Here is a 23637-nt window from a genome sequence, read left to right on the forward strand (position 1 = left end):
GCCTTTAAATCATATCTATTGGATCAACGTCTAAGCTCCAACGCACCTTTTGCGCTAATTTACTGGTGCTTATATAGTCAACCATTTGCGCTAAATATTGGTGTAAGTGGGAGCGCTCCAGCGCTTGAATATGTAACTGAAACCGATATTTACCTGCTACACGCTCCAATGGCGCAGGGATCGGTCCGAGCAATTGTATACCAGATATGTTCTGGACAGGAACCAAATCAGTTAAAAAATCCATGACTTGATTTATGTTATGTCCTTCGGCACGCACAATTGCCATGTTTGTTATGGGGGGGAGCTGAGCATCTTCTCGTTCTGCAAGGGCATAGCGCGCAAAATCTTGATAGCCATTATTCACTAAATCTTGCAATAGTGGGTGCTCAGGAAAGTGAGTTTGTAACAGTACTTGTCCTGGTTCACCACTGCGTCCTGCACGGCCTGCAACCTGAGTGACAAGCTGTGCTAAATGTTCTGTAGCGCGAAAATCACACGAGTACAAACCACTATCAACATCTAAAATAAGCACTAAACTGACATCGGCAAAATGATGGCCTTTCGCAAGCATTTGCGTGCCCACCAAAATACGCGCCCCCCCTTGATTTATGTCGTCGAGGGCTTTTTCTAAGCTGCCTTTACGACGAGTTGAATCTCGGTCAATGCGGCTAATGGGTATATCAGGGAAAGTTTCTGCTAAAAACTCTTCAATTTGTTCCGTGCCTTTACCATTAGGAAAAATCTGTGTGCTGCCACAATCGGGGCATTGATGGGGCACTGCATGCTGCTCGGAGCAATGATGGCAGATCATTTGTCCAATTGCTTTGTGGAATGTGGCACTGGTACTGCAACGTGAGCACTCACTTAACCAGCCACACTCATGACATATGAGTGTGGGAGAAAAGCCGCGTCGATTTAAAAACACCATGACTTGCTTGCCGCGCTCAAGATGTTGACGCATATAGGCCAAACTTGCATGGGCAATACCGGCTTGTTCGGGTTGGCCTTTCATATCCATTAAGTGAAATTGGTTATCAGTGCTGGTTTGCGCACGCTCCGTTAAGCTCAATAGTTGGTACTTGTTATTTATTGCTTTATGTAACGTTTCGAGAGCGGGAGTTGCGCTACCTAGTATCAAGGGTATTTGCTGTTGATAAGCTCTGTAGGCTGCTAAATCGCGAGCATGATAACGCAGCGTATCTTGTTGCTTAAACGAGCTGTCGTGCTCTTCATCAACAATGATCATACCAAGTGATAAAAAAGGTAAGAAAATACTCGAACGGGTGCCGATAACAATGGCGCAGCTGCCTTTTTCGCAGAAACGCCATGTTTGCAAGCGCTCGTTGTCGGTTAATGCTGAATGCCAAAGCATAATAGGGGTATCGGGAAAGCGACGGCGAAAACGATTAACGGTTTGTGGTGTTAGCCCAATTTCGGGCACTAACACCAGTGCTTGCTGGCCTTTTTTTAGAACCTCTTCAAGGCACTGTAAATACACTTCTGTTTTACCACTGCCGGTAACGCCTTCAAGTAAAAAACAGGTGAACCCACTTGCTTGATTAATCGTTGTGCATGCAACGGCTTGTTCTTTGTTTAGGGTTGGTTTACTGCCAATTGTTGGGGCGCGTTGCTGCCATTGGTTATCATGTTCGATAAACTGTTTAATGAGTTCTTTTTCGAGCAAGCTATCAATGGTTTTTTTATTAAAGCCGAGTGCTTTTAATTCGGTTAAAGATGACTTGCCTGACTGCGCTAGCTGCTTCAGCAAATTAAGTTGTGTTTTTGCTTTGAGTGAAGGTAATTTTGCACCTTTGTCGGTGAGTTCAACCATATTTATACTGGTTTTGTCTGGGCATTCACCTTGGCGTAGTGCCGCTGGAAGCGCTGTATGAATTGTTTCACCAAGTGGGTAGCAGTAATAGCGAGCAGTAAATTTTAGCAGTGCTAAGTGTTGCTCAGATAAAATAGGGGCATCGTCTATAACATCAATAATGGCTTTAATTTTATCTTCGGGTACATCGGTACTGGTTTTGATTGCCAGTACGACTGCTATCTTTTTTTGAGAGCCAAAAGGCACACGCACACGCATGCCTACTCGCAGCTCAGGGCTATGTAGCAGCTGCTCAACTTTATAATCGAAGGTACGCTGTAAAGGGACTTTTATGGCAACTTCTACAAAGTGCATAACAACTCAACTGAATTAAGAATAGAAAAAATAGCGTGTGTTGCTAATGTACTAAAATTAGTGCTAAAAACCTACCAACAAATACTGAACGTTTGATGACTTGTTTATTTTTTTAGCTAAAGATGAATTTAAAGCTTGTCGAGAGGCTGCTTGAGCTATAAAATACGCGACCTATTAATTGTATTAACGACGTATGGTGCCAGACTTCGGGTTTGGAGAGCGATGCGGCCTTAACTAGAGGTTCCTATGAAAGAAGGTATTCACCCTAAGTACGAAGCTATCACTGCAACTTGTTCATGTGGTAACAAATTCGAAACTAGCTCTACTTTATGTAAAGACATCCACTTAGACGTATGTTCTGAGTGTCACCCGTTTTACACTGGTAAGCAAAAGATTTTAGACACTGGCGGCCGTGTTGATCGTTTCAACAAGCGCTTCGGTGCACTTAGCAGCAAGAAGTAATATTTGCTGTTTAGTTGAAAGAAGCACCCTTTGGGTGCTTTTTTTATGCCTGAAATTCAGAACCATTCTTTTTTATATCCCATGCCTACACGCTTTATGTGCATAACTATTTCTGCTTGTTATGCCCAATATATCGCTAATAATGCAGACAAATAGTGATCCCTTCGCTATATTTTGAATTGTATAATTGATTCCAAAAGTTGTAAAAAGTAACAATTTATATGAACTTAACCTATAAATGCTGTTAAGTTCGTTAAAGTTGCTTATTTTGCTAAGTTTCGCTTATTTGCTGTGTTCGTGCCTATAAAATACAAAAACAGGTGCTTAAATGGCCACAAATAGATGAATTTTTATCTGTTGTGAATTAAAACTATGTGCAGAAATTGTTGGGAAATCCTTTAAAATTAAGCGATATAGCATATAACAGGATAGACCTGATAATACTTGGAATTTTTATATATTACAGGTATCGTACAGATGCAAGCCCTCTCACTTTTTAACTTATTGCAGGATACTATCGCGTTATGTCAGATTTTCGTGAACAAGCATTACATTACCACGCTCACCCCGTTCCAGGTAAAATTAGTGTAGAACTAACTAAACCAGCAGAAACGGTTAATGATCTCGCTCTAGCATATAGTCCAGGTGTCGCAGAGCCCGTCCGTGAGATAGCAGCCGATCCAGCAAATGCCTATAAATACACCGGCAAAGGTAATATGGTTGCGGTTATTTCAAACGGTACCGCAATTTTAGGCTTAGGCAATTTAGGTCCGCTTGCATCAAAACCTGTGATGGAAGGTAAAGCACTTTTATTTAAACGCTTTGCAGGTTTAGACTCGATAGATATCGAAGTAAAACACCGCACGACAGAAGACTTCATTAATACTGTTGCAAATATTGCCGATACGTTTGGTGGTATCAACCTAGAAGATATTAAAGCGCCAGAGTGTTTCGAAATTGAAAAAGCGCTTATTGAGCGTTGTAGCATCCCTGTTTTCCACGATGACCAACATGGTACTGCAATCGTAACAGCAGCAGGCATGCTAAATGCGCTTGAAGTACAGGGTAAAGATATCGAAGACGCGATTATCGTGTGTTTAGGTGCCGGTGCAGCAGCGGTTGCATGTATGGAACTACTTATTAAATGTGGTGCATTGCGTGAGCACATTTATATGCTTGACCGCAAAGGCGTGATCCATACACGTCGTGATGACTTAAACGAGTATAAATTGCTATTTGCTAACAATACCGATAAGCGCACTTTGCAAGATGTAATAGCCGATGCTGATGTATTTGTTGGTGTATCTGGCCCTAACTTATTAACCGCTGAAGATTTAAAACTGATGGCAGATAAGCCGGTGGTTTTTGCATGTTCAAACCCTGATCCAGAAATCGCGCCAGCTGTTGCACACGGTGCACGTAATGATTTAATTATGGCAACAGGGCGTTCAGATTACCCTAATCAGGTTAATAATGTATTGTGTTTCCCATTCATTTTCCGCGGTGCGCTTGATGTGCGTGCGACATCAATCAATGATGAAATGAAAATCGCAGCGGTGCATGCTATTCGTAGTATTGCGAAAGAGCCTGTGCCTAACGAAGTGCTTAAGGCGTCGGGTGTTGATTCACTTGAGTTTGGTGCTGAGTACATTATTCCAAAACCAATGGACCCACGCTTATTACCACGTATTGCACGTGCTGTTGCAGAAGCAGCCGTTGAGTCTGGTGTGGCGCAAATTGACATGCCAGAAAACTACATGCGTTAAATAATTAGGTACCTATTCGTTTGATTAAGCGGGTGGGTATTACTAACTGCAAATAAAAAACTCAGCCAAGGCTGAGTTTTTTATGTCTGAGAAATCGGCTACGATCCGGTGGCCGAAATATTTACTCTGAATCAAGTACGGGGATATCTAACCCCATTTCTTGCATAATTCTTTTTACTTCTTCAGGTACTTTTTCAGGGTTATCTTTTCGAAGGTCGTCATCATTCGGTAATGGTTGACCTGTAAAAGCGTGTAAAAAGGCTTCGCACAGTAGCTCACTGTTAGTAGCATGACGAAGATTATTAATCTGACGACGCGTGCGCTCATCAGTTAATACTTTTAATACGTTCAGCGGAATTGATACGGTAATTTTTTTTACTTGCTCTGATTTTTTACCGTGTTCTGCATATGGGTGAATGTATTCACCGTTCCATTTAGCCATAAGTTGTTTCGTTGCCTCGGTTGTCAGTTGTTTACGCCTTATCCACAGCGCAAGATGCGGAAATTCTATCGCTTTAAAAAAGATAGTCAAATACTAGTTATTTAGCCATCTAGTCGTGTAAATGTATAAACTTCTATGTAATGGCGATAAATGCTTTGACTTCTCATATTTGATCATCTAACCTTTTAGACGTCTAAACATCCAATTCTAAGTAGGTGATGAAATGAGTGAAAAAAATAAAGCGACGATTGCTGTTCGTCATGGCATTGAAGCCGATAAACACCACGGTGCAGTCGTTCCACCAATTTACTTATCAACCACCTATTCGTTCGCTGATTTTGATACTAAGCGCCAATATGACTATGGCCGCAGTGGTAACCCTAACCGTGATATTTTAGCCGAAACACTCGCTGAACTAGAGGGCGGAGCTAAAGGCATTATCACTGCGACAGGCATGGCGGCTGTTCACTTAACGACACAGCTTTTGAATAGCGATGATACCTTGGTTATTCCACATGACTGTTACGGCGGTAGCTATCGTTTATTTACCTCATTAGAGAAGCGCGGTTTACTGAAACTAAAAGTGCTTGATTTAACAAAAGCTGAAAATCACCAAGAAATCTTAGCGATAAAACCTAAACTGATCTGGATTGAAACACCCAGTAACCCCATTTTACGCCTAACAGATATTAAAGCGATTACCGCCATTGCTAAACAATGCGGTGCACTTGTTGCGGCTGATAACACGTTTTTATCGCCGGCCTTGCAAAACCCGATTGAGTTTGGTGTTGATATAGTCGTGCATTCAACGACTAAATACATTAACGGTCACTCTGATGTGGTTGGCGGTGCTGTTATTGCAGCAACGCAAGAGTTGGGTGATGAACTGGCTTGGTGGGCAAATAATATTGGTATTACGGGTGCACCGTTTGATAGTTATCTTACTCTGCGTGGTTTACGCACTTTAAATGTGCGTTTAAAACAGCACCAAGAGAATGCGTTTGCAATTGCAGAATATTTAGAAGATTCACCGTTTGTGAGCCAAGTATATTATCCCGGTCTCGCTTCTCATCCTCAGCATGCGCTCGCTAAAGCACAGCAACGCGGTTTTGGTGGCATGGTGAGTTTTGATATTAAAGGCGACATTAATGATGCTGCGGCTTTTCTAACAGGCCTTAAAGAGTTTAGCTTAGCCGAATCATTGGGGGGCGTTGAGAGTTTAATTTGTCACCCTGCGACCATGACTCATGCTGGAATGGAGGCAAAAGCTCGCTTAGAAGCAGGGGTGGGTGATACGTTAATTCGTATCTCTGTTGGCATTGAGGATGTAAAAGATTTAATTGCCGATTTAGACCGTGTTTTCAATTTAGTTAAACCAGGTCAGGGGCAGCAAGCCACTCAGAGCAACGCGAAGCAAACGCACACGCAAGCCAATACGCAACAAAGCAGCACTTTTAAGTTAACGCCAGCACATACGGCATTGTGGTAGAAAAATGGTAAATATTGTTCATAAATTTGGTGGCTCAAGCTTAAGCTCTGCAGAGCGTTATCATGCTGTGGCAAATATTGTTTTAGCAAATACGCAGCAAGGTGATTGTGTGGTGGTGTCTGCATCGGGCAAAACAACCGACACCTTGGTAAAACTTTGGCAAAGTTATCAACAGCAAGATAACCAAGCGGTTAGTGATATTTTATTGCTGATTGATAATAATCAGCGCGCCTTAATAGAGCAGCTGTTAGTAGCAAAAAACAAGCAGCAGGCATTGGCACAATTAAAAGATGAGCTGGCGCTATTAAATATACTTATTGCTAAACAGCAACTACAAGAAGCCGTGTTGCTAGCACATGGAGAAGTATGGTCTGCGCGTTTATTAGCGGGCTATCTAAATCAGCTGGGTGTGGCAGCACAGGATGTGGATGCACGGCAGTTATTTACATTAAATGATGGCCAACTATTGCATCAAAAGAATCAACAGCAATGCACCGATGCGATCAGTAAAGTAAAGATCAATGTGGTGACAGGCTTTATCGCTGCAGATTGTCAGGGTAAGACGGTAACACTGGGTCGTAATGGCAGTGACTACAGTGCGACCTTGTTAGCAAGCTATACCTTTGCCAAGCAAGTGTCTATTTGGACTGATACCCAAGGTGTATTCAGTACAGACCCTCGTAAGGTGAAAAACGCCGTTAAATACGCAAAAGTGTGCCGAGAGCAAGCTAATTTATTGGCTCGCTTAGGTAACCCTGTTTTACATGCAAAAACCTTATCACCGCTTAAAGACAGCGATATTAAACTTGTTGTAAGAAGTAGCTTTGATTGTGATGCCAGCCCAACTGAGGTTGTAAAAGAAGGGTATAGCAAGGCGAAGCGTTTTATTACGACCTTAGATAATATCGATTTACTGCGTGTTGATACGCTAAGCACAGGTGAAGTGGGGGAGCTGAGTCAGCTAATTCAGCACAGTTTGCATCATTTTGTGAAAGAAGGTGATACCTATTTGCTGGTACCAGGGCACAGTACTCATCAAGTGGTGAGTCACCTTGCTGGGCGGGCTAATATTGTTGAATCTAATTTAAGCGGCTGCGCGGTTGTGGCACCAAGTAGCGATGTGAGCCAGTTAGCTGAACAAGCAATTTCGCTCCTTAAAGAGCAAAGTATTCATCCGCGTTTTGTACAACAAGATCAACAGTATGTGCTGCTACTAAACGATCAAGCTATAGACAGCGATGTACTGACCCTGTTGCATGATAAATTGGTCAACAAGGGTCAAGAACTGGCTATTATCGTGGCGGGGCTGGGTAATGTTGGTGAAGTCTTTCTATCACAGTTACAGGCTCAGTTTGTTAGGTTATCAGCTCATTATCAGATTAAAGTCGTGGCATTATTACGCTCAAAGCAAATGCTATTTAGTGCCAGTGGCTTGAACACAGAAACGTGGCAAGCGCAGTGGCAAAGTGAAGCCCAACACTACGATAAAGAAACACTGCTAACACGTATTAGCGAACTTGATTACGAACACAAAGTGGTGATTGATATCACCGCCAGTGAAGCGTTTAGCCAATTATACCCAGCACTCGTTGAGCTTAATTGTCATTTAATTAGTGCCAATAAATATGCAGGCACAGCGGCAAATGATTGGTATCAAACATTGCGCTCTAATTTAGCTGAGCGTAATTTGTTGTGGCGTTATAACACCAGTGTAGGGGCCGGCTTACCAATTAACTTTGCATTGGCAGACTTACAAAATAGTGGTGATAGTATTCATCGTATAGAAGGGGTTTTTTCGGGGACGCTGTCGTGGTTGTGCAGTTGCTATGATGGTAACGTTCCGTTTACTGAACTTGTGCTACAAGCGCAGCAAATGGGCTACACCGAACCTGACCCGCGTGAAGATTTATCTGGCCGAGATATGCAGCGCAAGTTACTTATTTTAGCCCGCGATTTAGGGTTAGATTTAGAGCTTGATGACATTGCATTAACGCCATTGATGCCTGAAGAACTGGCAACAGGAAGTTGGCAAGACTTCCTTGCGAACAGGCATTTGCTTGATGCATTCATCGAAGAAAAGGCTGCCATTGCACAGGCCGAAAATAAAGTTGTTCGCTACACCGGTGCAATTACGCTCGTTGATGGTAAAGCGAAAGCAGCCGTTGGCTTAGTGAATGTTGCACACGATGATGTATTAGCTAGCTTAAAGCCGGGTGATAATATTTTTGTGATTAATTCGCAGTGGTACACAGACAACGCGCTCGTCATTCAAGGCCCTGGTGCAGGAAAAGAAGTGACTGCTGCGGGAGTTCATTCAGACCTTTACTGGTTAGTGAATAACTTAAAATAATTTTGCTGATCTTAGTTTAAATAGCTAAGCAAAAAGCGCCCAATGGGCGCTTTTTTATTAGTCTAATAAAGGTGTTAAAGACTGTTTAGAACAGCTCTTCCTCTGTAGAAAGTGACTCTTCAAACACATTAGTCGGTTGCTCAAGGACATACTTCGTCGGAGCGGTGCCTTTAATAAAGTACTCAAAGCGACTGGTGTAATCATTTTTATGGCTCAGTAACCCTGTTGCTAAATCAATGCGCACAGACACTAAGCCTTCTGGAAACTCAATCGGTGCCTCAGGCATACCATCTAAAGCAACTCGCATAAAATCAACCCAAGCTGGTTGAGCCGTTTTTGCGCCTGATTCAGCCCCTGATATTTGTGACTTATCAAGGTTACTGTTGTAGGTTGAACGACCCAGTGGGTTGCCTGGGTTATCAAAGCCAACCCACACAGAGGTCAGTACATTGCGATTAAAACCACTAAACCATGTATCAACAGAGTCATTCGTGGTTCCGGTTTTACCTGCTAGATCACGGCGATCAAGCGCTTGTGCACGCCAGCCAGTACCACTCCAACCTGTTTTATGTGCCCAGCTTCCGCCACCCCAAATTGCGCTGTGCATTGCTTGCGAAATTAAGAAAGCATTTTGTTTTGAGATGATACGAGGCGCGCAGCGAGGCTGAGCATTGTGTTCTAATTCTGTGGCCACCAGTTGGCTATCATCAAGTGTTGCAAAATCGGGCGTGACCTTTTGCTCTGGGGTATCACAGGCAAGCTCTGGTGTGGCTTTATATAAAGTTGTTCCAGCAGAATCTTGAATTTCAGAGATGTAATAAGGCGTAATTAAGTGCCCTCCATTTGCAAAGGCACTCATGCCGCGTGCAAGCTCAAGAGGCGTAATAGAGGCACTCCCTAATGCCAGCGACTCACTGCGGTTAATGTCGCTATTCAAAAAGCCAAACTTTAATAAATGATCTGCTGTGCGCTCTAAACCAACACCGCGTAATAACCGAACTGAAATAACGTTTTTAGATTGTGCTAAAGCACGACGAATACGAATAGGGCCATTGTAGACTGCTGGGCTATTTTTAGGACGCCATGCAACACCTTGGCTTTTGTCCCATTGGTTAATGGGGGCATCATTTAAGATTGAGGCTAAGGTGTAGCCATTTTCTAACGCCGCTGAGTAAATAAATGGTTTAATATTCGAACCTACTTGGCGCTTAGCTTGTACTGCACGATTATATTGGCTTTGCTCAAAACTATACCCTCCCACAATGGCTTTTATGCGACCATCTTGAGGGTCAAGTGATACTAAGGCGCTTGATGCTTCGGGTACTTGGCTTAAAATATAGCTGTCATCTGGATTCTTACGCAGCCAAATTTGTTCGCCAGCATTGAGAATTTCGGTGGCCGTTTTCGGTGCAAAACCTTGGCGATAACGGGTAATGTATTTACGTGCCCATTTTAGGCCATCCCACTCAAGGGTTATATGCTCGCCATTTTTTAGTAATACCTGCGCAGATTGCTCAGCAACATTAGTGACTACGCCCGCACGTAAAGGACCAAACTCTTTCACGTCTTTTAGTTTATCTAAAATAGCGTCTTCGCTAAGCGGACTATCCGTATTGCTATCCCAAAGCTGCGCGGTGGCGCCTCGGTATCCATGGCGCATATCGTAGGCATGTAGATTGTCTACGAGCGCATCTTGGGCTGCTTGTTGAATATTAGACTCAACACTGGTGTACACTTTAAAACCTGTGTTGTATGCTCGTTCGTGGCCGTAACGGGCCACCATTTCTGCACGCACCATTTCAGAGATATACGGTGCATAAACTTCAATTTCTGCCCCATGAAATTTAGCGGTAATTGGTGCGTTAATGGCTTCTTTGTATTCACTCTGGGTAATATATTTTTCGGTTAACATACGGCCAAGAACAACATTTCGTCGACTTTTTGCGCGTGCAGGGTTACGAATGGGGTTTAAAGCCGAAGGCGCTTTGGGGAGACCTGCAATCATTGCCATTTGAGGCAGTGTAAGCTCATTCAGTTCTTTACCGTAATACACTTGTGCAGCAGCACCTATACCGAATGCGCGGTTACCTAATTCAATTTTATTTAAATATAATTCGAGAATTTCATCTTTGCTTAATATGCTTTCTATGTGCAAAGCAATGAAGATCTCTTTCACTTTACGGATGTATGCTTTTTCACGAGTTAAGAAGAAGTTACGGGCAAGTTGCATTGTTATAGTACTTGCGCCTTGTTTCTTTTCACCTGTAGATATGAGTACAATGGCTGAGCGGATGATACCGATAGGGTCGATACCAATATGTTCATAAAATCGATTATCTTCAGTTGCTAAAATAGCATCGATTAAAGGCTGGGGAATTTCATCGATTGTGACCGGAATGCGGCGTTTTTCACCGAATTGGTTAATCAATAAACCATCTCTAGAAAATACTTGCATAGGTGTCTGTAATTGAACGTCTTTCAGTACCTGAACGCTAGGAATATCAGGTTTAACGTAATAGTATAGACCGACTAAAGTGATTAGTCCTAAAAATGAGCAGATGATAATAAATTGTAAAGTTCGTTTTAATAAAATCACTTATATTTTCCCTAAATGGACTCCCAATTAGAATCGGAGACTGCTAGTATATATTGATTAAAAAATGAATAATATTTTTTCAGATAAAAATTATAACTTGTTTATTATTAAAACAAAGGCCAAGTTGCAAACATGCTAAGTCAGCTATTTAAAAAGCCTTCATCTATGATGGTAGGGATCGACATTGGATCGCACTGCATTAAAGCAGTGTTGTTGCAGGAGACAGACACAGGTTTGCGACTTGAGGCGTTAGCTATAGAGCCAATGCCAAAGGGAGCAATGTCTGAGCGTACAATTCAAGACATTGAAGCGATTGGCAATGTTATCGCTAAATTAAAAAGGAAAATACCTAAATCTGTTCAGGCTGCGGCAGTAGCCGTGTCTGGTCAAACCGTGATCACCAAAGTGATTTTCATGGATGTATCATTAACTGATGCTGAATTAGAGTCGCAAATTGCAATTGAGGCAGATAGCCTCATACCGTACCCACTTGATGAAGTAAATATAGACTTTGAAAAACTCGCCATTAATGAGGCCGATCCGAGCAAGGTTAATGTATTGCTCTCAGCTGCCCGTACAGAAAGTGTTGAGGCACGCGTTGGTGCTTTAGAAACGGCTAATTTAAAAGCTAAAGTGGTCGATGTAGAAAGTTATGCACTTAGTCGAACAATGGATGTGTACTACCAGCAGTTGCCAAGCGATGCGTACAATAAGTGTGTTGCTGTGGTTGATATTGGTGCCGTGCTGATGTTAGTGAGCGTGGTACAAGCGGGTGAAACTATTTATACCCGTGACCAAGTGTTCGGTGGTGATCAATATACAAATAGCATTGTTGCTTACTACAACAAAAGTTTTGATGAAGCTGAAATCGGCAAAACAACCGGTGATTTGCCGCCTAATTACACCTTTGAAGTATTGGCACCTTTCCAAACATCGTTGTTACAGCAAGTAAGACGTGCGGTGCAAATGTTCTTAACCACAAGTGGCAAAGATCATGTTGACTATATCGTTTTAACCGGTGGCACGGCGATGATTGAAGGGTTAGATCGCTTACTCATTGAAGAATTAGGAATTCATACTGTGGTTGCTGATCCTTTCGCAAACATTGAGATTTCTCCAAGAGTTGATCGCAATGTACTGCAGCGTCACCGAACGCAGTTTGCGATAGCTACTGGGTTGGCGTTAAGGAGCTTTTCATCATGCCACATATAAACCTACTGCCTTGGCGCGAACAACAACGTAAAGAATCACAGAATAAATTTGTGACAGTACTTTTTGCAGTTGTGGTTATCAGTTTCATAAGTATGTATATATTAAGCTCTTTTTATAGCGGTTTACGCGAAGGGCAAAATATAAAAAATGATTTCTTAAATACGGAAATTGCCTTGCTTAATCAGCGTATCCGCGAGATTAATGATCTTGATAAGAAAAAAGAAAGCCTTCAACAACGTATGCGTTTAATAGAAGAGCTGCAAAGTAGTCGTAACCTTGGTACGCAGATTATGGATGAAGTGGCGAAAATAGTGCCAGCGGGTGTCTATCTTACCAAGCTTGAGCGCCAAAATGACCGTATTCATGTGATTGGTCGCAGTGAATCTAACAATCGCTTATCGACGATGTTACGACAAGTGCAAAGCTCTTATTTGTTAGAACGACCCGTAATGCAAGGCATTGTTGCAGGTGAACAAACATCTAGGCTATTGAGTGATTTTAATATGGATTTTTACGTTAAACCGTTTGATAAAATAGGAGAAGCACCTAATGAGCCTTGATATCAAATCGTTAACTGAAATAGATTGGAATGAAATAGAACTCGAAAACATGGGCGATTGGCCCATTGCTGTAAAAGCACTGTGTTGTGCGTTTGTTGCGGCAATCGTGTTGTATTTCAGCTATAGCTTGTTAGTGTCAGACGAAATAACCAGCTATCACGCCGCGGTTGCAAAAGAAACCGAACTGCGCAATACGTACAAACAAAAATACGCTTTAGCCAGTAAATTAGAGTTATATCGTCAACAAATGGTCGACATGGAAGAAAAGTTTTCACAGCTTTTAAAACGCTTACCAACGTCGAATGAAACACCGGGACTCCTTGACGACTTATCGTATGTGGGGACAACGAGCGGCTTAACCTTTTTGAAGATTGGCTGGTTGCCGGAAATTAAAAAAGAGTTTTACACCGAATTACCCATTAAAATTGAGGTAATAGGAACCTATCATGAGTTTGGTGACTTTGTTGGCAAAGTGGCACAGTTACCACGTATTGTGAGTTTGCATGATTTTACCATTCAAACGTCGAACGAGAATGAATTAACCTTTAGCGTTGTGGCAAAAACCTACCGTTATGAAGGGGGGCCTAAGAAATGAGAAAGCTCCCGTTAATTATTGTTATGAGCTTGCTTCTCAGCGCCTGTAATGATGATACTTCAGAACAAAAAGAGTTTATTGATCAGGTAAAAGCGAGCACGACCCCTGAGGTTGAGCCTATTCCTCAAATGGCAAAGTTTGAATATTTTGAATACAGTGCAGGTGAGTTACGTAGTCCGTTTGTCGCTCCCAAACCAGAAATAATTCAAAATAACTTGGTTCAAGTTAAAAACTGTTTACACCCAGATCCTGACCGTGTTCGTCAACCACTTGAAAAATACCCGCTCGATAACTTGTCAATGAAAGGCACTATCGGTAGTAAAGGGAGAACCTGGGCATTGATCAAAGCCGCTGACGACACGCTATATCGTGTCACAGAGGGTAATTATCTAGGTTTGTATCATGGTGAAATAAAAGAAGTGCACGACAATTATATACAATTATTAGAATTAATTCCTGATGGGTCTGGTTGTTGGAAAGAGCGTCTGACAAAACTAGAAATGTTAGAGGCAGATACAAATGGTGCAAGTTAATCGTATGAAAGGTAAAAATAAGATGCATAAAGGAATGGCTTGGTTAGTACACATGCACAAATTTATGTTGGCGGCATTGGCACTCTTAATGACGCAGACAGCGATTGCTGCTCCTCTTCTCTATGATGTGCGTTATAACCCCTTGATGAAAGGCGAAACGCAATTACAGTTAGTGTTTGATGAGGCCCTTACCTTTGAGCCAAAAGTGCAAGTGTACAATTCGCCTGCACGCATTGAGATGTTATTTAGCGATGTCGGTGTAGATAACAATGTCCGCGATGTTGAAATAAATCAGGCGGGTATTAAACATGTCAGCAGCACAATGACATCACAAGGCTTGAAAGTAACCGTTTCTTTAGAGCGTTTAAAAATTTATAAAACGACTGCGAAAGATAACATCGTCACTTTACACGTATCAGACAACCCAATCACCACCGATGAGTCGGCTGATCCGCTATCAGCAAAAAATAATTACATTAATACGGTGCAATCAATTGATTTTCGTCGCGGTGATAAAGGCGAAGCGCGCTTACTTGTGTTTTTACAAGATACGCAAGCGGCAATCGATGTACATGAAAGCGGTGGTAAAATTGTTGCAGAATTTCACCATACAGACATTTTAGACGATTTATTATATCAATTAGATGTTCTTGATTTTGGCACTGTTGTTAGCACGATAGAAACGTTTAAAGAAGATAATTTGACGCGCATTGTAGTTGAACCTAATGCCGCATTTAAATTTACGCATCAGCAGATCGAAAATATCTTTACTTTGACCGTCGAAAAAGATGACTCACAACGCGCATACCTTGATGGCGGTATTGAATACCAAGGTCGCCCAATGACCTTAAACTTTCAAGATATTCCGGTCCGTGCTGTGCTGCAAATTATCGCAGGCTATAACGAGTTCAACCTTGTCACCAGCGACTCAGTGTCAGGTAACATCACATTACGCCTAGAAGGAGTGCCATGGGATCAAGCACTCGACGTGGTGTTAAAAGTGAAAGGCCTAGACAAACGCATGGATGGCACCATTTTAATGGTGGCACCGTCTGAAGAGTTGGCTGCTCGCGAAGCGAAAGAGTTAAAAGCAAAACAGCAAGTTGAAGATCTAGAGCCTTTATACAGTGAATATATTCGTCTGAACTACGCGAAAGCGGAAGAGTTCGCCGATTTATTAAAAACCGACACTAACAGCATCATTTCTGCGCGTGGCAGCGTGTCGGTTGATAAGCGCACCAATACACTATTAATTAAAGACACCGCTAAGAGCATAGAGAGTGTTCGCCGTATGGTTGATACGCTTGATATTGCGGTGCGACAAGTTGTTATTGAGTCTCGTATGGTGACGGTTCGTGATAACGTACAAGAAGACTTAGGTGTGCGTTGGGGCTTTAGTGACCAGCAAGGCACTGATGGCTTAGCGGGAACACTTGAAGGTGCTGAAACGATTTCAAATGGTTTGATCCCGAACGTCGCTGATCGTCTAAATGTTAACTTACCAATCTCAAACCCAGCAGGGAGCATTGGTATGCATGTTGCGAAACTTGCCAATGGCACTTTAATTGATCTCGAGCTGACTGCGCTTGAAGAAGAAAATAAAGGTGAAATCATTGCCAGCCCTCGTATTACCACAGCAAACCAGCAAAAAGCCCGTATTGAGCAAGGTACTGAAATTCCCTATGTAGAGGCTGCTTCAAGTGGTGCAACAACGGTGAGTTTCAAAAAGGCGGTATTAAGCCTTGAAGTGACACCGCATATCACGCCAGACAATAAGGTGATTCTTGACCTTATTATCACTCAAGATACACGAGGCGATACGGTACAGACTCCAACAGGCCCTGCAGTCGCTATTGATACGCAACAGATCCAAACACAAGTGTTGGTTGAAAATGGCCAAACCGTCGTACTCGGTGGTATTTTTCAACAACAAATTGTGAACTCAACAAAGAAAGTACCTCTACTAGGTGACATTCCATATTTAGGTGTGCTGTTTAGAAGTACGAGTGAATTTAATGAAAAAAGAGAGTTGCTAATCTTCGTAACACCAAAAATTCAGATAGATTAAGTGTTTTTTTCTTAAGCAACGAGCAATTCGCAGGTTTAATTGCTCGTTATGAGGCTTTTTACGCTAATTGACTTGAAATGACCAATCAATTACTGAGATAATCCCCTCCTTAATTTTGGGGCCAGGTCGTTAGGCGGGGTTTTATTTCAAATTTTAGAGTTCGTTTGTACTAAAAAGATATGGCTGAGAAACGTAATATATTTCTAGTGGGCCCTATGGGGGCTGGCAAAAGCACAATTGGTCGTCACATTGCTGACCAATTACACCTTGAATTTTTCGATTCAGATCAAGAGATCGAGCGTCGTACAGGAGCAGATATTGCTTGGGTATTCGATCTTGAGGGTGAAGAGGGCTTCCGACTTCGTGAAGAAACTGTTATTTCAGACTTAACTGAGATGCAAGGGATTGTCCTTGCTACTGGTGGTGGTTCTGTGATCAGTAAAGAAGTTCGAAATAAGCTTTCTGCTCGAGGTATCGTTGTATACCTAGAGACACCGATCGAAAAGCAGGTTGCACGCACACAGCGCGACAAGCGTCGCCCATTATTGCAAACAGAAGAAGCACCGCGCGATGTATTAGAGCGCTTAGCTGAAGAACGCGAACCGTTATACAAAGAAGTGGCTGATTTTGTTGTCCGCACTGATGAGCAAAGCGCTAAAGTTGTTGCTAATCAAATCATTGAGAAATTAGATTTTTAAAAACCAATAATAAAAAGGAAATTAGCGATGCTTGAATTAACTGTTAATTTGGACGAGCGAAGTTATCCTATTTATATTGGTCAATCTGCACTTCAACAGACAGGTCGACTCCGCGAGCACATTGGCGATTGTCGACCTATCATTATCACCAACGACACCATTGCACCTTTGTATTTAGATGATGTAATGACGTCGTTGGCTGATCTTAATCCGTTATCTTTTGTTATTCCTGATGGTGAGCAATTTAAATCACTGGATTGGTTTGAAAAGATTTCAGCGTTTTTACTTGAGCATAACTGTGGTCGTGATACCTGCTTAATTGCATTAGGCGGGGGTGTTGTAGGTGATTTAACGGGCTTTGTTGCTGCGTGTTATCAGCGTGGTGTGCCGTTTATTCAAATACCGACGACATTGTTGTCGCAAGTAGATTCATCTGTGGGCGGTAAAACAGCGGTTAACCATCCGCTGGGTAAAAACATGATTGGTGCTTTTTACCAACCGCAAGCTGTGTTTATTGATACCAAATCATTGCATACTCTGCCAGAGCGCGAGTTTGCAGCCGGTATGGCAGAAGTAATCAAGTACGGCTTAATCTACGATACAGAGCTATTTGCTTATCTTGAGCAAAATATCGCAAAGCTAAAGTCACTTGACGAGCAAACGCTTCAGCATGTGATTTATCGTTGCTGCGAAATCAAAGCACTTATTGTTGCAGAAGATGAAAAAGAAGCCGGTTTACGTGCACTCCTAAACCTGGGCCATACTTTTGGTCATGCTATTGAAGCACAAATGGGTTACGGTAATTGGTTGCATGGAGAAGCCGTGGCGGCAGGTATGGTGCTTGCAGCCCGACTGGCACACACGCGAGGCGACTTATCAGCATCTGAGGTTGAGCGTATTGTGCAGTTAATATCACAGTATGATCTACCTGTGGATATTCCAAGCGAGATGACCAGTGAGCAGTTTCTGATTCATATGCGCAAAGATAAGAAAAATAAAAAAGGCACCATTCGCTTTATTCTTCCTACACAATTTGGTCAATGTGCGCTGGTCAGTGATGTAACCGATCAGCAGGTCTGTGATTTAATAGCGCGCTAATGCAATCACAAATATTGCCTAGCCGTGCAGCGCTAGTTGATCGTATTGCCCTCCAATTCGAATATGGGCAGAACCTAATATGCTTATTAGGTGCATCAGGATTAGGAAAAAGTTATTTGTTGGAAACGTTTATTACCGACAAATATCTTGAGTTCAACAAAGCATTTGTACAACTTTCTGGCAAGATGACTGATCAACAGTTCATCACTGAGCTACTCGAACAAAACTTTCGTAACCCACTGATTGATCATACCCTCAGTTTATCTGAAAACTTTTATCAGCTTTATAAACAACAACCCTGCGGTAATTGTTTGTGGGTGATTGATGGCGGCCGTCATTTATCAGATGAAATGATCCAACAGTTAGAAACGTTAGCAAAACAAAGCCCAACAACTTTATATATTTTGCTTGCCTCACAATCATCGGAGCAGTTTACGCAAGCGGTTGAAATTCATCTTGAAGCATTGAACATAAGTGAAAGTAAGCAGCTAATGCGCTGGTTCTTTGATAACTTACCTGTTGAGGAAGACCCTGTATTTCGTACTTTTTTACAAGAAGCACAGGGCAATCCTGCGTTGCTACTTGCATGGCAACCTGAGCTACAAACTGCTGATATTCGTGCGCCAGAAAAAAGTTATAAGCTGCTGTATATCATTTTATTGTTGTTAACGACCATGCTGTTGATTATTGGCTTTTTATACAAAGCTGATATGACTCAGTGGTGGAAAGCGCATTATCAACAAGATACCGCTTTACCGGTGGAAACGGCACTTTCTACTGACGCTGTTGTTAACTCGCAAAGAGACATCGAGCTTAAAGCCGTTGAGCAGCCAAAACCAGAACGAGCACCTGAGCTGCCATCGCCAACAGTTGAAACCGCAGAGGTTATTAAGCAACCCAATGAAAAGCATGAAAATAATGTTGCTGCAATTGTTGATAGCCTCGCGCCAGATAAAACGATTGAGCAACCATCACAGCCAATAGAAAAGCCAAGCAGTGATGAAATTGCCGCTGCGCTTACCTCTGATGCGAAAAATACTGATAACATTGATTCATTCATAGAAGAGCCTGTGAATGACAAACCGCCACGACTTAGCGGTAATGCTTGGTATTTAGCACAGCCAGACAATAATTTTGTTATTCAGCTATTGGCTGTCACGAACCCACAGATCAGCGAGAAATTTATCGCTGAAAATACCTTACAAGGGCAAGTGAATACTTATAAAAGCATGCGCAGTGGCAAGCCATGGTGGATTGTCACTTATGGCAGTTTTTCGACCTTAAGTGATGCTAAGAAAGCAGCCTTATCACTTTCTGAAAATGTGCGTAAAAATCAGCCTTTTTATAAAAAAATAAGTAAAATTAAACAAGAAATCGCTTCACTAGATCAGTAAATTAAAACTGATTAGTGTAAAATCGCGCAACACTGAATTGAAGTTAAGAGCAGATGCAGCAAAAGACCAGGGCCTTCCTTAAATGGGCAGGCGGAAAATACAGCCTAGTTGAGGACATTCACGCCCGTTTAAAACAAGCGAGTTTGGATGCAGACACCTTAGTTGAGCCTTTTGTTGGTGCGGGTTCAGTGTTTTTAAATACTGATTTTAAGCATTATATTTTGAATGATATCAATGCAGATCTCATCAATTTATACACTGAGTTAAAGCGCTCGCCAGATGAGTTTATTAGCGACGCTAAAAAATTGTTTGTTGAATTAAACAACCACCCAGAAGCTTACTATGAATATCGTGTGCAGTTTAATCAAAGTAGCGATGTGTATGAGCGTGCTATTTTATTCTTATACATGAATCGTCATGGTTATAATGGTCTATGCCGTTATAACTTGAAGGGGATTTTTAACGTCCCCTTTGGAAAATATAAACGTCCCTATTTCCCTGAAAAAGAAATGAGCTTTTTTGCTGAGAAAGCACAGCAAGCTACGTTTACCTGCCTAGGCTATGACGAAGTCTTTAAGCTTATTCCTGAAAACGCTGTTGTGTACTGTGACCCACCGTATGTGCCGCTCAGTAAAACCGCGTCTTTTACGTCATATGCCAAAGGGGGGTTTAACTTAGATGATCAAGCAAACCTAGCAAATTTAGCCGAGCAAGCTGCTTTTGAAAACAATACACCAGTGCTTATCTCGAATCATGATACGGTCTGGACGCGTAAAATATACAGCCAAGCATCATTAGACGAAATTCAAGTTAAGCGAACAATCAGCCCTAAAGGCGGTTCACGCAATAAAGTCAATGAGTTAATGGCTATGTACTTAGCACCAAAGACACGGTGAAATAGATAGCAGCGACGAAAAGAATAAATAAGATGAGGGCAATCACAGCGAGGGAGCTGAGTGAATGCTCTTTGAAATCAGCTTGACGTTTGTCTTCTGATTGAACACCAAAAAATGCCGCAACGACACTTTGTAATGCACTAAAGAATTTTTTCATGCGATTTAGAACGTTGAGCCTAAACCGCTAACTTTCTTTGATTCTTCGCTGCTAGTTAACAGTTCAAGTAAATCTAAGTAATGAAATTGAGCACTACGGCTATCGCCCGTTATCCACGAAAACCAACCCGTTTCTTTATTAGTTTGAATACATTGATTAGTCGAAGACGATACAGTAATCGTATTGCATTGACAGTCTGATGTGGCTGCTAGAAATGTATCTTCATCATTTGAAGAAAGTGATACAAAAGCAGTAACTGAAAGTGCGGACGCGATTAAGATCCCAGTTTTAAAAGCACGCATTGTAATAACCTTTGTTTGTGTTATTTAGACAAGCATACATAAAAGTTGTTCAAATAACAAACTTAATTAATGCTGAATTAGATGATTTTTTAGTAAAATTAGCAGCTTGAAGTAAATGAAATGTTTAATTTTTGTTTGTTTTTAGTTGTTATTAAAAAAGAGGTTATACGCAATGGGTTCGTTCTTTTTACCTAGATTCAATAGTCTAAAAGACTGACTCTATTATTTTGTCGGGCGCTGCGCTTTCGTGCCGGTGTTTAAATCAGCTAACGATTGGGTTACATTAAGCGCACTTTCATTGCTGTAGCAAATTTTAAGGGATCTCTCATGCTGGAAACATTACAAAAGTATTTAATTGCCCCGTCTATTTTATCGGCCGACTTTGCGCGTTTAGGCGAAGATGTCGATCGCGTCTTAACCAGTGGTGCTGATGTTGTACATTTTGATGTAATGGATAACCACTATGTGCCAAACCTGACCTTTGGCCCCATGATTTGCAAAGCATTACGTGACTACGGTGTTACCGCACCGATAGATGTGCATTTAATGGTGAAGCCGGTTGACCGCTTAATTCCTGATTTTGCTGAAGCTGGGGCGTCAATTATTAGTTTTCACCCAGAAGCCAGTGAACATATTGACCGCACCTTACAGCTAATTAAAGATTGTGGTTGCCAAGCGGGATTGGTGTTTAATCCTGCAACCAGCCTGAGCTACCTTGAGCATGTTCTCGACAAAGTTGATGTGATCTTATTGATGTCGGTAAACCCCGGTTTTGGTGGTCAAAGCTTTATTCCACATACCTTAGACAAGTTACGTCAAGCGCGTAAAATTATTGAACAATCAGGTCGAAATATTCGCCTTGAAGTGGATGGCGGTGTTAATGTGGATAACATTGCAGAAATCGCTGAGGCAGGAGCCGATATGTTTGTTGCCGGTTCTGCTATTTTCAACCAACCTGATTACAAAGAGGTGATCGATAAAATGCGTGCAGAGCTAGGAAACGTTAATTCATGAGATACGATGCTGCCTTTTTTGACCTCGACGGCACATTAGTCGACAGTGTTTATGATTTGTATATTGCCATGAATTTAACGCTAACAGATTTAGCGTTCCCAGTGGTCACACAAAAATTAGTGGAAGGTTGGGTTGGTAATGGCATAGAAACGCTTGTTAAGCGAGGCTTGAGCGGTGATATGCAAATAAGCGAGCATTTAGATGATGCGTTGGCACAGCAAGCTATCACTCTTTTTTATCAGCATTATGATGAGGTTGTTGGTGATTATAGCGCGCTTTATCAGCACGTTGAGACAGGTCTTGCAGCGCTGGCAAGCATACCCAAAGTCATCATAACCAACAAAGCACGCCGCTTTACTGAAAAACTACTTGATAAGTTGGCACTTACTCATCATTTTCAGTTTATTGTTTGCGGCGATGATATGACAAAAAAACCATCAGCTGAACCGTTACAATTTGCTTGCAGACAACTTAATGTAAGCCCAGAAAAAGCCATTATGATCGGTGACTCTAAAAGCGATGTATTAGCAGCTAAAGCTGCTAATGTTGATGTTATCGCGCTCGGTTATGGTTATAACCAAGGTGAAAACCTTGCTGATTTCAATCCAGAGTACCTCTGTGATAATTTCTTAGATATAATACCTGTTCTTACGCAAAGGTAAGTGCATTTTAAATTTAGTCTTATTAGTTTAGTAAAATAAAGGAACATCATGAGTAAACCAGTAGTGTTAAGTGGCATTCAGCCAACCGGTGGTATGACAATAGGCAACTATGTTGGCGCTATTAACCAGTGGCTTAAGCTACAGGAAGACCACGAAAGTTTCTTTATGCTGGTTGATTTACATGCCATTACTGTACGTCAAGATCCTGAGCAGCTGCGCTCACGTGTTTTAGATGGTATTGCATTGTATGCGGCGTGTGGTATCGACCCTGAAAAATCTGCGTTATTTGTTCAATCTCAAGTGCCAGAGCATGCTCAGCTTAGTTGGGTTTTAAACTGCTATGCGCAAATGGGTGAGCTTAACCGTATGACGCAATTTAAAGACAAGTCATCAAAGCATGCTAATAACGTAAACGTGGGCTTATTTTCATACCCTGTATTACAAGCCGCTGATATTTTGTTGTATCAAGCAGATCAAGTGCCAGTAGGCGAAGACCAAAAGCAGCATTTAGAGCTTACTCGTGATATTGCGACGCGTTTTAATAACCTGTACGGAGACGTATTTAAGCTTCCTGAGCCATACATTCCTGAATTTGGTGCACGTGTAATGAGCTTGCAAGACCCACTAAAGAAAATGTCTAAGTCAGATGAAAATCCAAACGGCTACATCATGTTGTTAGATGAACCGAAGAAGATTGAAAAGAAACTGAAAAAAGCCGTTACTGATTCAGACGAGCAAGCACGTATTTACTTCGACCGTGAAGAAAAACCAGGCGTATCTAATTTACTTACCTTGTTATCAGTTGCCACTAAACGCTCAATCGAAGACTTAGTGCCTGAGTACGAAGATAAAATGTATGGTCACCTGAAAAAAGATACAGCAGCAGCCGTGGTTAGCATGATTGAGCCTATCCAAGCGCGTTTTCATGAAATTCGTGATGATCAAGCGTTACTTAATAGCATCATGAAGTCTGGCGCTGAGAAAGCGAGTATTCGTGCTGAAAAAACATTAAAAGCAGTGTACGACGCGGTGGGTTTTATTCCTCGCCCGTAGTCATATAACAAGGGCGTTTAAAGATATAAAAATACCGCTTATAAGCGGTATTTTTATATCTAAGCGTCTAACAGAAACTCAATGCCATTAAGGCGCTAAATAGGC

21 protein-coding genes are annotated in these 23637 nt (G+C 41.8%); 16 read left to right on the forward strand and 5 right to left on the reverse strand.

Features of this window, described 5'->3' with window-relative positions; translation table 11 throughout:
- Positions 1-4 precede the first annotated feature (4 nt).
- Positions 5-2185: a primosomal protein N' gene (gene priA, locus BWD47_RS10520; protein ID WP_075593951.1), complete on the reverse strand. Its 2181-nt coding sequence runs from the start codon at positions 2183-2185 to the stop codon at positions 5-7.
- Positions 2186-2431: 246 nt separating this feature from the next.
- Here priA and rpmE point away from each other — a divergent pair, with 246 nt between their 5' ends.
- Together rpmE and BWD47_RS10530 are read left to right on the forward strand one after the other, a co-directional pair.
- Entirely contained in the window at positions 2432-2647 is a 216-nt protein-coding gene (gene rpmE, locus BWD47_RS10525) for a 50S ribosomal protein L31 (protein ID WP_036973208.1), read from the forward strand.
- A 524-nt stretch (positions 2648-3171) separates the two neighbouring features.
- Entirely contained in the window at positions 3172-4413 is a 1242-nt protein-coding gene (locus BWD47_RS10530; RefSeq protein ID WP_065978294.1) for a malic enzyme-like NAD(P)-binding protein, read from the forward strand.
- 121 nt (positions 4414-4534) lie between these two features.
- On the opposite strand, the gene metJ is transcribed toward BWD47_RS10530, so the two are convergent.
- A complete protein-coding gene (gene metJ, locus BWD47_RS10535; RefSeq protein ID WP_036973203.1) occupies positions 4535-4855 on the reverse strand; it encodes a met regulon transcriptional regulator MetJ in 321 nt (106 codons plus the stop codon).
- Positions 4856-5078: 223 nt separating this feature from the next.
- On the opposite strand from metJ, the gene metB reads away from it, so the two are divergent.
- Both metB and metL read left to right on the forward strand, forming a co-directional pair.
- The gene (gene metB, locus BWD47_RS10540) at positions 5079-6344 is read left to right on the forward strand and encodes a cystathionine gamma-synthase (protein ID WP_075593952.1); all 1266 of its coding nucleotides are present in this window, start codon (positions 5079-5081) and stop codon (positions 6342-6344) included.
- 4 nt (positions 6345-6348) lie between these two features.
- Entirely contained in the window at positions 6349-8694 is a 2346-nt protein-coding gene (metL, locus tag BWD47_RS10545; RefSeq protein WP_074989338.1) for a bifunctional aspartate kinase/homoserine dehydrogenase II, read from the forward strand.
- Positions 8695-8779: 85 nt separating this feature from the next.
- Here the strand turns inward: metL and BWD47_RS10550 are convergent, their stop codons facing one another.
- Positions 8780-11290 carry a penicillin-binding protein 1A gene (locus BWD47_RS10550; protein ID WP_036973198.1) on the reverse strand — a complete coding sequence of 837 codons (2511 nt, stop codon included), beginning with the start codon at positions 11288-11290 and terminating at the stop codon, positions 8780-8782.
- Positions 11291-11422: 132 nt separating this feature from the next.
- Between BWD47_RS10550 and BWD47_RS10555 the strand changes: the two genes are divergently transcribed.
- From BWD47_RS10555 to BWD47_RS10595, 9 genes are all read left to right on the forward strand, one after another.
- Positions 11423-12502: a pilus assembly protein PilM gene (locus tag BWD47_RS10555; protein WP_036973197.1), complete on the forward strand. Its 1080-nt coding sequence runs from the start codon at positions 11423-11425 to the stop codon at positions 12500-12502.
- A complete protein-coding gene (locus tag BWD47_RS10560; protein ID WP_036973196.1) occupies positions 12490-13062 on the forward strand; it encodes a PilN domain-containing protein in 573 nt (190 codons plus the stop codon). Before BWD47_RS10555 ends, BWD47_RS10560 begins: the two co-directional genes overlap by 13 nt.
- A complete protein-coding gene (locus BWD47_RS10565; RefSeq protein ID WP_036973195.1) occupies positions 13052-13657 on the forward strand; it encodes a type 4a pilus biogenesis protein PilO in 606 nt (201 codons plus the stop codon). The genes BWD47_RS10560 and BWD47_RS10565 overlap by 11 nt, the downstream gene beginning before the upstream one ends.
- On the forward strand, positions 13654-14190 hold the full coding sequence (locus tag BWD47_RS10570) for a pilus assembly protein PilP (protein ID WP_036973194.1): 537 nt from the start codon (positions 13654-13656) through the stop codon (positions 14188-14190). Before BWD47_RS10565 ends, BWD47_RS10570 begins: the two co-directional genes overlap by 4 nt.
- Positions 14177-16258, forward strand: coding sequence for a type IV pilus secretin PilQ (locus BWD47_RS10575; RefSeq protein WP_036973193.1), 2082 nt, complete (start codon positions 14177-14179; stop codon positions 16256-16258). Before BWD47_RS10570 ends, BWD47_RS10575 begins: the two co-directional genes overlap by 14 nt.
- A 179-nt stretch (positions 16259-16437) precedes the next feature.
- The gene (gene aroK, locus BWD47_RS10580; protein ID WP_036973192.1) at positions 16438-16956 is read left to right on the forward strand and encodes a shikimate kinase AroK; all 519 of its coding nucleotides are present in this window, start codon (positions 16438-16440) and stop codon (positions 16954-16956) included.
- A 27-nt stretch (positions 16957-16983) separates the two neighbouring features.
- Complete coding sequence (aroB, locus tag BWD47_RS10585) at positions 16984-18054, forward strand: 3-dehydroquinate synthase (protein WP_036973191.1); 1071 nt, start codon at positions 16984-16986, stop codon at positions 18052-18054.
- Entirely contained in the window at positions 18054-19448 is a 1395-nt protein-coding gene (locus BWD47_RS10590; RefSeq protein ID WP_075593953.1) for an SPOR domain-containing protein, read from the forward strand. Before aroB ends, BWD47_RS10590 begins: the two co-directional genes overlap by 1 nt.
- 53 nt (positions 19449-19501) lie before the next feature.
- Complete coding sequence (locus BWD47_RS10595; protein ID WP_075593954.1) at positions 19502-20344, forward strand: Dam family site-specific DNA-(adenine-N6)-methyltransferase; 843 nt, start codon at positions 19502-19504, stop codon at positions 20342-20344.
- Here the strand turns inward: BWD47_RS10595 and BWD47_RS10600 are convergent.
- Positions 20316-20501 (reverse strand): DUF2970 domain-containing protein, encoded by a 186-nt coding sequence (locus tag BWD47_RS10600; protein WP_036973187.1) that lies wholly within the window; start codon positions 20499-20501, stop codon positions 20316-20318. The two genes, BWD47_RS10595 and BWD47_RS10600, sit on opposite strands and share 29 nt — an antisense overlap.
- Positions 20502-20506: 5 nt before the next feature.
- Positions 20507-20803, reverse strand: a complete 297-nt coding sequence (locus BWD47_RS10605; RefSeq protein WP_036973186.1) for a hypothetical protein — start codon at positions 20801-20803, stop codon at positions 20507-20509.
- A 327-nt stretch (positions 20804-21130) separates the two neighbouring features.
- Between BWD47_RS10605 and rpe the strand changes: the two genes are divergently transcribed.
- The 3 genes from rpe to trpS are packed head-to-tail and all read left to right on the forward strand — an operon-like array spanning position 21131 to position 23532.
- Positions 21131-21817, forward strand: a complete 687-nt coding sequence (gene rpe / locus BWD47_RS10610) for a ribulose-phosphate 3-epimerase (protein ID WP_036973185.1) — start codon at positions 21131-21133, stop codon at positions 21815-21817.
- Positions 21814-22479 carry an HAD-IA family hydrolase gene (locus BWD47_RS10615; RefSeq protein WP_065978303.1) on the forward strand — a complete coding sequence of 222 codons (666 nt, stop codon included), beginning with the start codon at positions 21814-21816 and terminating at the stop codon, positions 22477-22479. The genes rpe and BWD47_RS10615 overlap by 4 nt, the downstream gene beginning before the upstream one ends.
- A gap of 48 nt (positions 22480-22527) precedes the next feature.
- On the forward strand, positions 22528-23532 hold the full coding sequence (trpS, locus tag BWD47_RS10620; protein ID WP_036973183.1) for a tryptophan--tRNA ligase: 1005 nt from the start codon (positions 22528-22530) through the stop codon (positions 23530-23532).
- Positions 23533-23637 lie beyond the last annotated feature (105 nt).

Source organism: Pseudoalteromonas sp. PAB 2.2 (genome assembly GCF_001938575.1).
Classification (GTDB): domain Bacteria; phylum Pseudomonadota; class Gammaproteobacteria; order Enterobacterales; family Alteromonadaceae; genus Pseudoalteromonas; species Pseudoalteromonas lipolytica.

What these genes read in the sequence shown, in the direction of transcription:
- priA (WP_075593951.1), bottom strand. Translation starts at nt 2,185, where the DNA reads ATGCACTTTGTAGAAGTTGCCATAAAAGTCCCTTTACAGCGTACCTTC.
- rpmE (WP_036973208.1), top strand. Translation starts at nt 2,432, where the DNA reads ATGAAAGAAGGTATTCACCCTAAGTACGAAGCTATCACTGCAACTTGT.
- BWD47_RS10530 (WP_065978294.1), top strand. Translation starts at nt 3,172, where the DNA reads ATGTCAGATTTTCGTGAACAAGCATTACATTACCACGCTCACCCCGTT.
- metJ (WP_036973203.1), bottom strand. Translation starts at nt 4,855, where the DNA reads ATGGCTAAATGGAACGGTGAATACATTCACCCATATGCAGAACACGGT.
- metB (WP_075593952.1), top strand. Translation starts at nt 5,079, where the DNA reads ATGAGTGAAAAAAATAAAGCGACGATTGCTGTTCGTCATGGCATTGAA.
- metL (WP_074989338.1), top strand. Translation starts at nt 6,349, where the DNA reads ATGGTAAATATTGTTCATAAATTTGGTGGCTCAAGCTTAAGCTCTGCA.
- BWD47_RS10555 (WP_036973197.1), top strand. Translation starts at nt 11,423, where the DNA reads ATGCTAAGTCAGCTATTTAAAAAGCCTTCATCTATGATGGTAGGGATC.
- BWD47_RS10560 (WP_036973196.1), top strand. Translation starts at nt 12,490, where the DNA reads ATGCCACATATAAACCTACTGCCTTGGCGCGAACAACAACGTAAAGAA.
- BWD47_RS10565 (WP_036973195.1), top strand. Translation starts at nt 13,052, where the DNA reads ATGAGCCTTGATATCAAATCGTTAACTGAAATAGATTGGAATGAAATA.
- BWD47_RS10570 (WP_036973194.1), top strand. Translation starts at nt 13,654, where the DNA reads ATGAGAAAGCTCCCGTTAATTATTGTTATGAGCTTGCTTCTCAGCGCC.
- BWD47_RS10575 (WP_036973193.1), top strand. Translation starts at nt 14,177, where the DNA reads ATGGTGCAAGTTAATCGTATGAAAGGTAAAAATAAGATGCATAAAGGA.
- aroK (WP_036973192.1), top strand. Translation starts at nt 16,438, where the DNA reads ATGGCTGAGAAACGTAATATATTTCTAGTGGGCCCTATGGGGGCTGGC.
- aroB (WP_036973191.1), top strand. Translation starts at nt 16,984, where the DNA reads ATGCTTGAATTAACTGTTAATTTGGACGAGCGAAGTTATCCTATTTAT.
- BWD47_RS10590 (WP_075593953.1), top strand. Translation starts at nt 18,054, where the DNA reads ATGCAATCACAAATATTGCCTAGCCGTGCAGCGCTAGTTGATCGTATT.
- BWD47_RS10595 (WP_075593954.1), top strand. Translation starts at nt 19,502, where the DNA reads ATGCAGCAAAAGACCAGGGCCTTCCTTAAATGGGCAGGCGGAAAATAC.
- BWD47_RS10600 (WP_036973187.1), bottom strand. Translation starts at nt 20,501, where the DNA reads ATGAAAAAATTCTTTAGTGCATTACAAAGTGTCGTTGCGGCATTTTTT.
- BWD47_RS10605 (WP_036973186.1), bottom strand. Translation starts at nt 20,803, where the DNA reads ATGCGTGCTTTTAAAACTGGGATCTTAATCGCGTCCGCACTTTCAGTT.
- rpe (WP_036973185.1), top strand. Translation starts at nt 21,131, where the DNA reads ATGCTGGAAACATTACAAAAGTATTTAATTGCCCCGTCTATTTTATCG.
- BWD47_RS10615 (WP_065978303.1), top strand. Translation starts at nt 21,814, where the DNA reads ATGAGATACGATGCTGCCTTTTTTGACCTCGACGGCACATTAGTCGAC.
- trpS (WP_036973183.1), top strand. Translation starts at nt 22,528, where the DNA reads ATGAGTAAACCAGTAGTGTTAAGTGGCATTCAGCCAACCGGTGGTATG.